The following is a 10,146-nucleotide window of genomic DNA, read 5'->3' as shown; positions in this document are numbered from 1 at the left end:
TTGTCTACACTTTCGTGGCGCATCTTCTGCCCGGTATCCTCGCCGTGCAAAGCGCATACTCCTGGCAGCGGTTCTTTGGCCATGTCTATTCCGACGCCGGCATCTTGGGGCCGACCACGGCGGTGTCCTCGACCTACATCATCCTCTTCATCATCTTCGCGGCCTTTCTGCAGGCGTCGAAGGTCGGCGATTATTTCGTCAACTTTGCCTTTGCCACGGCAGGGCGCGCCCGGGGCGGGCCCGCCAAGGTGGCGATCTTCGCGTCCGGCCTGATGGGTATGATCAACGGCACCTCGGCGGGCAATGTGGTCGCGACCGGGTCGCTGACCATCCCGTTGATGAAGCGTGTGGGCTATCACAAGAAAACCGCCGGTGCGGTGGAGGCCGCAGCCTCGACCGGTGGGCAGATCATGCCGCCGATCATGGGGGCGGGTGCCTTCATCATGGCTGAAATCACGGGCATTCCCTATACGGAGATCGCGATTGCGGCGATCATTCCGGCGGTCCTCTACTTCGTGTCGGTCTACTTCATGGTCGATTTCGAGGCAGCCAAGCTGGGCATGCGTGGCATGCGGGAAGAAGAGTTGCCCAAGTTCAACCGCCTCGTACGGCAGGTGTATCTCTTTGTCCCGATCATCATCCTGATCGCCGCGCTGTTCATGGGGTATTCGGTGATCCGCGCCGGGACGCTGGCAACCGTTGCCGCCGCGGTCGTGTCGTGGTTCACACCGCATCGCATGGGGCTGCGGGCCATTCTCAAGGCGTTCGAACTTGCAGGCATCATGTCGATTCAGATCATCGCGGTCTGCGCCTGTGCGGGCATCATCGTCGGCGTGATCAGCTTGACCGGCGTCGGCGCGCGGTTCTCGGCGGTGCTGCTTGACCTTGCGGGTGTGAGTCAGCTTCTCGCGCTATTCTTCGCCATGTGCATCGCGATCCTGCTGGGCATGGGTATGCCGACAACGGCGGCTTATGCTGTGGCAGCCTCGGTTGTGGCGCCGGGCCTTGTGCAGTTGGGTATTCCGCAACTGACGGCGCATTTCTTCGTGTTCTATTTCGCTGTTCTCTCGGCCATCACGCCGCCGGTCGCATTGGCGAGTTATGCAGCGGCGGGCATTTCCGGAGCGAACCCGATGGAAACTTCGGTGTCATCGTTCAAGATCGGCATTTCGGCTTTCATCGTGCCCTACATGTTCTTCTACAACAGCGCGATCCTCATGGATGGTACATGGCTTGAAGTGATCCGCGCAGGGGTCACAGCGACGATCGGGGTCTTCCTCCTGAGCGCGGGCGTGCAGGGCTGGTTCCTGGGCGGACGCTCGGTCTGGTTCCTGCGGCTGGCACTGATTTTTGCGGCGCTCTTCATGATCGAAGGTGGTTTGGTCACCGATCTGATCGGCATCGGGATCGCGGCGGGGACCTATCTTGTGCAGAAGGTGCTGCAACCCCGCCCGGATGCCAGCATCCCGGTGCGCGGCGCGGACTAGAATTGTCGGAAAGCCAAAGGCCGGGGACATCCCGGCCTTTTCATGAAGTCAGCAATAGCCTTCCGGCCCGTTCCATTGCGCCTGAGAATATCGGTCGCCATGGGCCCAGCCAGCGGGCAGGATCTGTTCGATCTCGGCCATCATGTCGGGTGTGATCGTCAGGTCGGTTGCGGCAGCACATTCGGCGATGTGATCAGCAGACCGGGTGCCGGGGATCGGGATGATATGCTCTGCGCGGGCAAGGCACCACGCCAGCGCCAAAGCTGTCGCGGTTGTTCCATGATCCTGCGCATAGGCCTGAAATGCCTTGGCATAGGGAAGGTTGAAGCTGAAATTCGGCTCGATGAAGCGCGGATTGTTCTTGCGGAAATCCTTGTCGAGAAACCGGCTGGGATCAGGCGTCACGCTTGACACCATCCCGCGCGCCAACGGGGAATAGGCGACAAGGGTCACACCCAAGTCCCGACAGGTCTGCACCATTCCAAGATCGGGTTGACGCGACCAAAGCGAGTATTCGCTTTGCACCGCGTCCACTGGCCCGACTGCGACCGCCCGACGCAAGGACGCAGGGGCGATTTCGGAAAAGCCGATGCCGCCGATCTTTCCTTCGGCCTTGAGCGACAGAAGGGTCTCCATGACGTCTTCGATCTCGATCTCGCGATCCCGGCGATGAACATAGAACAGATCGACGTGATCTATCCCGAGACGGCGCAGCGATCCTTCAAGTTCGCCGCGCAGGTGGTCCGGCCTGTTGTTGAACCCCCGGTTGCCATGCTCCTTGTCGCGCCAGATGCCCGCCTTGGTTGCGATGGTAAACTGCGACGCGTTTCCCTTGAGGAAGGTTCCCATCACGGTTTCGGAAATACCGAGCCCGTAAACATTGGCCGTATCGAGAAAGTCGATGCCATGATCCAAGGCCGCCGCGAGGGTGGCGTGCGACTCGGCTTCGGTCGTCGCTCCGTAAAAACCGCCGAAGCTCATGCAGCCCAGCCCGATTTCCGACACCATTTTCCCCGATGCCAACACGCGTCTTTTCTTCACTGTCCAGTCCCCGTCAACAAGTCTTGCGCGGGCGGATAACAGCACGGTGCGGTCTGAAGGGAAAGCCCGGTCAGCCTGAAGCCCGGTCTGAAGATCAACCCGTCCCTAAGCGGCAACGGCAGGTCCAGGGCGGACCAGACCATGGGCCTTGAGAACGGCAAGACATTCAGGATCACGTGACGCCAGTTCCAGTGTCGCCTCGAACATGCCGGCTTTTGATCCGCAGTCGAACCGCGTGCCAGAAAACTGGAATCCGCCCAGACCAAGGTCCGCAGCGCCCCGCGCAATGGCGTCGGTCAACTGAATTTCGCCCCCGGCTCCCGGCGGCTGCGTTTCAAGGGCGGAAAAGATGGACGGATCAAGGATATATCGCCCGACAACCGCTTGCCGTGAAGGCGCATCCTTGGCCTTGGGTTTTTCGACCATGCCATCGGCCATGACGATGCTGCCCGCTTTGCCCGTCACAGAAAGAATGCCATAGCGGTGCACCTTGTCTTCGGGGACTTCCATCGTGGCCACAAGATGCCCGACGGAACCGTCAGCATAAGCTTCAACCATTTCAGTGAGACAAGCCACCTGCCCCAGGATGAGATCATCCGGCAAGATCACCGCCACGGGGCCGTCAAGTACGTGGTCCTTGGCGCAGAGCACTGCATGCCCCAGTCCCTTGGGTTCTGTCTGCATCACGAAGCGCGCATCATCCTCGACCGGGCTCAGAGCCGCTTCGGACAGCGCGTCGGCCACATCTGCCTTGCCGCGCGCGCGCAGTTCCTTGGTCAGACGCATGTCCTCCATGACGTGACGCTCGATTGCGGATTTCGATGGATGGCTGACAAACACAAGCCGTTCGATCCCGGCCTCCCGCGCCTCATCGACGGCGTACTGGATCAGCGGCGTGTCAAGCACGGGCAAGAGCTCTTTTGGGGTTGCCTTCGTGGCCGGAAGAAATCGCGTTCCAAGTCCTGCAACTGGGAAGATGGCAGTGCGCACGTGACGGGTCATGGGCTGGGTCCTCGTTCGGTTGACATCCTGTCGATAACGCAGCGCAGCGAAAAAGGTTTCGCAGGTGCAGCATTTTTTCTGCGCTTGCGCGGAACCGATGGGAGACCAATGGCGTTGCCTTCGCATAATTGTGCAATTTTCCAATGGGGTTTTCGAATGACAATTGACCGGATTTCCGGGGAACCCATGCTCCGGGCGGCGCATCCCTATCGCCGTCTGGCCGTGATCGGCGCAGGTGCCTATGCAACCGCTTTGGCCCATGTCGCCGCATGCGACGGGACCGATGTGACGATGTGGAGTCGCCGCGCCGACATCGCCGAACGCATCAACCAGACCTCTCAAAATGCCGAATATCTTCCGGGGATCTCGCTCGATCCGTGCGTTTCGGCATCAAGCGACATGCTGACGGTTCTTCGCGATGCCGATGCTGTGCTGCTTGTCGTTCCGTCCCATGCGATCCGTCAGACGGCGCGGCTGATGCGACCGCACATCCCCGCCGGCATTCCGATCGCCGTCTGCGCCAAGGGCATCGAAAGTGGGACAGGACTTCTCATGTCCCAGATCGTCGAGGATGAATTGCCGGGGCATTGTGTCGGCGCATTGTCCGGACCGACATTTGCACTGGAACTGGCAGCGGGCCATCCCTCCGCAGCCACTCTTGCCTTCCCCTTCGATCAATCCGACCGACTTCACCCGGAAGACAGCGCAGCGGCCCGAATGGCAGTGACATTGGCGACACCGGCGTTCCGCACCTATATTTCCGACGATCTGGTCGGCGTCGAGATCGGTGGGGCTGTCAAGAACGTGATCGCCATCGCCTGTGGCATGATGCGGGGAGCGGGATTTGCCGAGAACACCCGTGCGGCCCTGATCACACTTGGCGTGGACGAGATGAAAGCACTTGCCGAAGCTCTTGGAGGTCGCCGCGAAACCGTCACGGGCCTGTCTGGTGTTGGTGATCTGACCCTCACCTGCTCCAGCCAGACTTCCCGTAACATGTCTCTGGGCCTGCAGCTGGGTCAGGGAATGGATCGCGATGATTGCTTCAGCGGCAAACCCACGGTGGTTGAAGGTGAGGCCAACGCCGTGTCCGTGACCGATCTTGCGCGCAAGCTGTCGGTGCCGATGCCGATTTGCGAAACCGTGCGCAGCATCCTGCATGAGGGTCAACCGATCGAAAACGGCTTTGCGCGCCTCTGGTCGGAACCGATCGAATCAGAGCCCCGGGCGATGTCGCTGACCTTTGCGCATCCCGCATCCCTGCCCCTGTTCACATCTGCTGAAGAGAGACCGAGATGACCTTTCAAACCCGTATCGACAAGGCGATTGGCGACAAACCCTTCGTTCTGGCCACCGATCTGGATGGTACGTTCCTCGGTGGAACCGCAGAGGGACGTGAAACCTTGTACAACCTGATCGAAGACAATCGCGACACGATCGGTTTGATCTTCGTGACCGGGCGCCATCCCGAATTCATTCACGATCATTGCGATGCGTTCGGTATTCCACTGCCCGGCTACGTGATCGCGGATGTCGGCACCACCATCGCACAGGTCCTGTCACCAGGATTGGTTCTTCCAGTGCCGCACCTTGAAGCGCCGATTGCAGAGGCGTGGGACGGCAAGGCTGACCACGTGCGCGACCTGATGTCGAAGGTGAAAGGCCTCGTGCTGCAGGACACACCGTTCCGACACCGGCTCAGCTATGACATTCTGCCAGACGGGTTCAACACTGCTGATCTTGACCCAGTGCGCGCGCTCGACGTCGATGTGCTGGTGTCCGACAATCGGTTCGTCGATGTTCTGCCCAAGGGCATCTCCAAAGGGCCGACGCTGCGACGGCTGATCGACACGCTGGGCATTGCACCCGAGCGCGTCCTCACGGCCGGAGACACGCTCAACGACATGTCCATGCTGACGGCCGATCTGAATGCCGTCGCAGTCGGTGGGTCAGAGCAGGCATTGTACGACGCGTTGCCCGTCAGCCCGAAAATTCACTGCGCCCGCGCCATCGGAGCAGCGGGCATTCTCGAGGCCATTGCAGCCTTTGATCTTCATCCAATTTCAGGGAGTCCATGATGTCGTCCGATCTTGTGATCGTCTATCACCGCCAACCTTACGAAGAAGTCGAGGAGGACGGCAAAACCGTCCTGCGCGAAAACAAGAGCCCGAACGGAATCGTTCCGACGCTGAAAAGCTTTTTCGGCAAAGTGGATCATGGCTCCTGGGTTGCGTGGAAACTGGCGGAGGACGCCAACACCCCGGGTTGGGAGCGTCAGATCGATGTCGAGGACAGCTTTGGCACCTATTCCGTGTCGCGGCTGCCGCTGACGCAGAAACAGGTACACGAGTTCTACCATGTGACGTCGAAAGAAGCCTTCTGGCCGATCCTGCACAGCTTCAAGGACCGCTACAATTACGACCCTGTCGACTGGCCCAATTTCCGCGAAGTGAACTGGCGGTTTGCTGAGGCCGCCGCCGCAGAGGCCGCACAGGGCGCACTGGTCTGGGTGCACGACTACAACCTGTGGCTTGTCCCGGGCTACCTGCGCCAGATGCGCCCCGATGTGAAAATCGCCTTCTTCCATCACACGCCGTTTCCAGCGCCCGACATGTTCAATGTGCTGCCGTGGCGCAAGGAAATCGTGGAAAGCCTGATGGCCTGCGACAGCGTCGGTTTTCATATCCCCCGCTATGCCACGAATTTCGCCGCTGTGGTGCAAAGCCTAATGGATGTCGAGATCACCCGGCGCGACAAGGTTCCGGACGACCTGATCGCGGAAGGCACCGCCCTGACCGAACGGCAGGTTCCTGCAGTGCTGCGCGGACCAAATGGCGATGTGCAGCTGAGCGTGGCCCCTGTTGGCGTTGATGTCGATTACATTCAAACGCGCGCCAGCGAAGACGCCACTCAGGCCCGCGCGCAGGAAATCCTTGACGATCTGGGCGACCGTCAGCTGATCCTGTCGGTCGGCCGAACAGACTACACAAAAGGCGGCATCGAACAGCTCAACAGCTTTGAGCGCATCCTCGAGAACCGCCCCGAACTGCGCGGCAGGGTCCAGCTGATGCATGTGTCGGTCAGCGCCAATCGCGGTATGGCGGCATATGGCGAAATCCAGTCCGCCATCGAAGAGGCTGCAGGTCGAATCAACGGCCGGTTCGGATCACTCGACTGGCAACCCATTACGCTCGTGTCGCGCGCAATTCCGTTCAAGGACCTTGTCGCCTATTACCGGGCGGCGTCTGTTGCATGGATCACGCCGCTTGCCGACGGCATGAACCTCGTCGCCAAAGAATTCATCGCAGCCCGGACCGATGGAGATGGAGCGCTGGTTCTGTCGGAATTCGCCGGCGCGGCGGTGGAACTTGGGGCTGCAGTCGCAACCAATCCGTTTTCCAACCGCTCCATGGATGTGGCCATCGGACAGGCCCTCGACATGTCGGAAACCGAGCGCCGCGACAGGATGGCAGCCATGCAGAAGGCGGTGCGCCACTACGACCTGTCCAGTTGGGGCAAATCCGTAGAGGCTCTGCTGCCGCGCCAACAGAAAGATGCAGCCTGATTGTGGAGAAGCGGGGCTCGAATGGGCCCCGTTTTCAATTTGCAGCACAGCACTGCGATACGCCCCATGCCGGAGTCATGTTCACTCGAGGATCAAGGGAAGAGTGGTGCCCAGGAGAGGACTCGAACCTCCACGGCCTTGCGGCCACTGGCACCTGAAGCCAGCGCGTCTACCATTCCGCCACCTGGGCAGGTGTCGTGAGGCAGGCGTGTAATCTGGTCCCGGAAGGGTGTCAACGGGCTTTTTGAACCTACGCGACGGTCGCTTTGCGGCAATCCTGCACCTTGCCCGCAAGAGGCGACGGGGATAGAGGTCGGACAAGCTATGACCGGGAGCATTCACATGTCCAAACTCGTCACGATCTACGGCGGCTCAGGCTTTGTCGGACGGTATATCGCGCGACGGATGGCCAAGCAGGGCTGGCGCGTGCGCGTGGCCGTGCGGCGTCCGAACGAAGCGATCTTCGTGAAACCCTATGGCGTGGTCGGTCAGGTCGAACCGATTCTGTGCAACATCCGGGATGATGCCAGCGTGCGCGCCGCGATGCAGGGTGCTGATGCGGTCGTGAATTGTGTGGGCATCCTCGCCAAGGACGGAAAAAACACCTTTGACGCTGTGCAGGCCGAGGGCGCTGGCCGCATCGCGCGTCTGGCCGCCGAAGCAGGCATCGGCACGATGGTGCATGTCTCGGCCATCGGAGCCGATGTGAACAGTGACAGCGATTACCAGCGCACCAAGGGCGAAGGTGAGGCAGCGGTGCTGGAGCACATGCCCAACGCCGTCATTCTGCGTCCGTCGATCGTGTTCGGCCCTGAAGACGGGTTCTTCAACCGGTTTGCAGGCATGACCCGCTTCGGACCGGTTCTTCCTGTGGTGGGCGCGGAAACACGGTTTCAGCCTGTATATGTGGATGATGTCGCCCAAGCCGCCTGCCTCGGGATCACCGGCCATGCAGCGCCAGGTGTTTACGAATTGGGCGGGCCGGATGTGAACACGTTCCGCGAACTGATGCAGGACATGCTCAAGGTCATCCGCCGTCGTCGCCTCATCGTGAACATTCCCTTTGGCGTCGCATCGATCATGGGCGGGGTGTTTGATTTTGCGCATGCCATCAGCGGTGGGCTGATCCCGGCGATGGTGACGCGCGATCAGGTCAAGAACCTTCGGAAGGACAACGTGGTGTCTGATGGTGCCAAGACTCTGGCAGATCTCGGGATCAAGCCGGTCGCGCTTGAAGCCGTCCTGCCGGATTACCTTTGGCGGTTCCGTCCTTCAGGTCAGTATTCGGACGTCAAGGAAAGCGCGAAGAACCTGCGCGCCTGACGGTCCGCGATTTCGACTGCGCTCAATGCAGCCGGGCCAATTCCCGGAGCAAGTCGGCATTCGCGCAGCCCGGTGGCGTGTCTTGAGCCAATGTGCGCTGATCGCCCAGCCAGCATTTGCAACTGTCGACCCTCGGACACTGGCGGCAGGCCGTGACCATGGCGGCATACTCGGCAGTGGTCAGACGGCTGTTTGCCATGGCTTCCGACAAGTTGAGCCCCATCGCCTTTGCAACGCTGCGGGTCAGCCAGAAATGCAGTGTGGGGTCGCCGAGGTGTTGGGTCATTTCATATCCTGTCTTTCAGCGAGCAGCGCCAGGAGCCTTGCGTTGACGCAATCGTCCGGTGGCGCGGCGGCCTCTGTGCGTTGACGGCTCAGCCAGCGTTCGCATCCATCCACCCACTGGCAGGACCGGCACCTTTGGACCATGTCTGCCCACGCCTCAAGCTCCAGATCACCGTCTTCGGCAGCGCGGGCGGTATCGACACCGCAGGTTTTCGCCATCCGCTGGACCAGCCAATAATGCACGCCGGTTTTGCCAAGCGGTTTCCACGCAACAGAGGGGTCTTCGCGGTTCATTTCGGCGCCAAGCTGTCGAACAGATCGCCATTCCGACAGTAATCCGGCAGATTGATCTGCGGTCCTGCCGTGTCCAGCAGGCACTTGCATGCCACAGGCTGCGTACAACCGAGGCACTTATTGACGGCGTCTTCGAACTGATCTTCCAAAATCTCTCCGCGCAGCAGGATTTCTTCCAGATCGACGCCTTGTCGATCCGCCATCCCCAGTACCAGCTTCGTGTGCGCGTCTCGTTTCGAATCGTAGGACATGACATAGCTCCCTTGGGTCTGTCCCAAGGGTAGGCGGCGGCCTCGCAGTCAGCCTTGATGCAGGTCAACCCACTATGTCAGAGCCCCGCAGCCGTGCGTCGGACGATCTCCATGCGTGCCGCATTGGGGGGATGGGTGCCAAGGAAACGGTTGCCCGGATCGGGAATCCTGTTGAAGAACTGCGCGCCCCGCACCGGGTTGTAGCCAGCACGGGCTGTGATGATTGTCCCCAACTGATCCGCCTCGAGTTCGAAATCCTTGGAGTACGTACGCGCACCCAGCGACGCACCGATCTGTTCAGCCGATTGAACGGCCGCTGCATCGGCACCGCCCAGCGCCACGAGACCCGACAGGATCACGGCACCCACGGCAGCATTCTGCTGGGTCCTGCCCAGATGGCCCAGAACATGATGCGCCGCCTCGTGACCCATCACGAAAGCCAATTCATCTGCGTTCTCGACCGACGCGATCAGGGCAAGGTTGAAGGCGAGGATGGGCCGACCATTCCGATCAACCGTCTGAAATGCATTGGGGGGTTGGCCGGGCCGGTCATCGACAACGATCTGGAAATCGCAATTGGCACCGGGCGCCATGCGCCGACACTCGCGCTCCGCAACTGGCTCGACCGTTTGCACAACCGTGACGAATTGGCGGGCCGCGATATTCGCACGGGTGCGTGCATCCTGTTGCGAGAGCTGAGGCAGCGCCGATTGCGGACGCGTCTGGACCTGCCCTTGCGGCATTGGAACATCGCAGGCCGCAAGCGCGACACAGGCCAAGAGAAGAAGCCAACGCATCAGGACACTCCCTGTGATTGAGACACCAGAAATAGGATGATCGCAGCCATCCCGCCAGCCCGGAATTCTCATCGGTGGCATTCTGCAGATGCTACTTGGCT

11 protein-coding genes and 1 tRNA gene are annotated in these 10,146 nt (G+C 60.6%); 5 read left to right on the top strand and 7 right to left on the bottom strand.

Annotated elements, in window-relative coordinates:
* Positions 1–1,487 (top strand): TRAP transporter fused permease subunit (locus tag MRY75_RS08795; RefSeq protein WP_292307030.1); only part of this gene is annotated, 1,487 nt, incomplete at its 5' end.
* 48 nt (positions 1,488–1,535) lie between these two features.
* Here the strand turns inward: MRY75_RS08795 and MRY75_RS08790 are convergent.
* Both MRY75_RS08790 and MRY75_RS08785 read right to left on the bottom strand, forming a co-directional pair.
* Positions 1,536–2,528: an aldo/keto reductase gene (locus MRY75_RS08790; RefSeq protein ID WP_292307028.1), complete on the bottom strand. Its 993-nt coding sequence runs from the start codon at positions 2,526–2,528 to the stop codon at positions 1,536–1,538.
* Between the two features lie 105 nt (positions 2,529–2,633).
* On the bottom strand, positions 2,634–3,530 hold the full coding sequence (locus tag MRY75_RS08785) for a UTP--glucose-1-phosphate uridylyltransferase (protein ID WP_292307026.1): 897 nt from the start codon (positions 3,528–3,530) through the stop codon (positions 2,634–2,636).
* Positions 3,531–3,686: 156 nt separating this feature from the next.
* Here MRY75_RS08785 and MRY75_RS08780 point away from each other — a divergent pair, with 156 nt between their 5' ends.
* From MRY75_RS08780 to ggpS, 3 genes are read left to right on the top strand one after another with little or no spacing between them, the layout of a single operon-like run.
* A complete protein-coding gene (locus MRY75_RS08780; protein ID WP_292307024.1) occupies positions 3,687–4,829 on the top strand; it encodes an NAD(P)H-dependent glycerol-3-phosphate dehydrogenase in 1,143 nt (380 codons plus the stop codon).
* Entirely contained in the window at positions 4,826–5,608 is a 783-nt protein-coding gene (locus MRY75_RS08775) for an HAD-IIB family hydrolase (protein WP_292307022.1), read from the top strand. The genes MRY75_RS08780 and MRY75_RS08775 overlap by 4 nt, the downstream gene beginning before the upstream one ends.
* Positions 5,608–7,095, top strand: coding sequence for a glucosylglycerol-phosphate synthase (gene ggpS / locus MRY75_RS08770; RefSeq protein WP_292307021.1), 1,488 nt, complete (start codon positions 5,608–5,610; stop codon positions 7,093–7,095). The genes MRY75_RS08775 and ggpS overlap by 1 nt, the downstream gene beginning before the upstream one ends.
* 104 nt (positions 7,096–7,199) lie before the next feature.
* Here the strand turns inward: ggpS and MRY75_RS08765 are convergent.
* A tRNA-Leu gene (locus MRY75_RS08765) sits at positions 7,200–7,285 on the bottom strand.
* Between the two features lie 152 nt (positions 7,286–7,437).
* Here MRY75_RS08765 and MRY75_RS08760 point away from each other — a divergent pair.
* Positions 7,438–8,418, top strand: a complete 981-nt coding sequence (locus MRY75_RS08760) for a complex I NDUFA9 subunit family protein (RefSeq protein ID WP_292307019.1) — start codon at positions 7,438–7,440, stop codon at positions 8,416–8,418.
* 22 nt (positions 8,419–8,440) lie between these two features.
* On the opposite strand, the gene MRY75_RS08755 is transcribed toward MRY75_RS08760, so the two are convergent.
* The 4 genes from MRY75_RS08755 to MRY75_RS08740 form a co-directional block, all read right to left on the bottom strand.
* Positions 8,441–8,704 (bottom strand): DUF6455 family protein, encoded by a 264-nt coding sequence (locus tag MRY75_RS08755; protein ID WP_292307017.1) that lies wholly within the window; start codon positions 8,702–8,704, stop codon positions 8,441–8,443.
* On the bottom strand, positions 8,701–8,997 hold the full coding sequence (locus tag MRY75_RS08750) for a DUF6455 family protein (RefSeq protein WP_292307015.1): 297 nt from the start codon (positions 8,995–8,997) through the stop codon (positions 8,701–8,703). Before MRY75_RS08750 ends, MRY75_RS08755 begins: the two co-directional genes overlap by 4 nt.
* The gene (locus MRY75_RS08745) at positions 8,994–9,248 is read right to left on the bottom strand and encodes a DUF6455 family protein (RefSeq protein WP_292307013.1); all 255 of its coding nucleotides are present in this window, start codon (positions 9,246–9,248) and stop codon (positions 8,994–8,996) included. Before MRY75_RS08745 ends, MRY75_RS08750 begins: the two co-directional genes overlap by 4 nt.
* Positions 9,249–9,325: 77 nt before the next feature.
* Positions 9,326–10,045, bottom strand: coding sequence for a M48 family metallopeptidase (locus tag MRY75_RS08740; protein ID WP_292307012.1), 720 nt, complete (start codon positions 10,043–10,045; stop codon positions 9,326–9,328).
* Positions 10,046–10,146: the final 101 nt, after the last annotated feature.

The sequence above is a fragment of the Marivita sp. genome (assembly GCF_022763305.1).
Lineage (GTDB): Bacteria > Pseudomonadota > Alphaproteobacteria > Rhodobacterales > Rhodobacteraceae > Marivita.
The sequence above is the reverse complement of the archived record's forward strand: the minus strand, read 5'-3'. Positions and strand labels throughout refer to the sequence as shown.